We start from the raw sequence: 378 nt of genomic DNA, 5'->3' as shown, positions 1-378 counted from the left end.
GGCTTGCCGAGTTCGGCCGCATGCAGCGCGGCCTCGTTGACGACGTTCGCGAGATCGGCGCCGACGAAGCCCGGCGTGCGCGACGCGAGCTCGCCGAGATCGACGTCGGCGGCGAGCTTCACGCGCTTCACGTGCACGCCGAAGATCTGGCGGCGGCCGTTCACGTCGGGCCGGTCGATCGCGATGTGACGATCGAAACGGCCCGGGCGCAGCAGCGCGGGATCGAGGATCTCGGGCCGGTTCGTCGCGGCCATGATGATCACGCCGGAGCCGGCCTGGAAGCCGTCCATTTCGACCAGCAACTGGTTGAGCGTCTGTTCGCGCTCGTCGTTGCCCGACATCGGGCCGACGCCCCGCACCTTGCCGAGCGCGTCGAGC

At 70.1% G+C, this 378-nt stretch carries 1 protein-coding gene; it reads right to left on the bottom strand.

Annotated elements, in window-relative coordinates:
• A partial coding sequence (locus A9Z05_RS37535) for an AAA family ATPase (RefSeq protein ID WP_256121845.1) occupies positions 1 to 378 on the bottom strand: 378 nt, incomplete at both ends.

Origin of the sequence: Burkholderia sp. A2, assembly GCF_001729305.1 — a bacterium.
Classification (GTDB): Bacteria; Pseudomonadota; Gammaproteobacteria; order Burkholderiales; family Burkholderiaceae; genus Burkholderia; species Burkholderia sola.
Note: the sequence above shows the minus strand (reverse complement) of the source record. Positions and strands in the feature narration are given on the sequence as shown.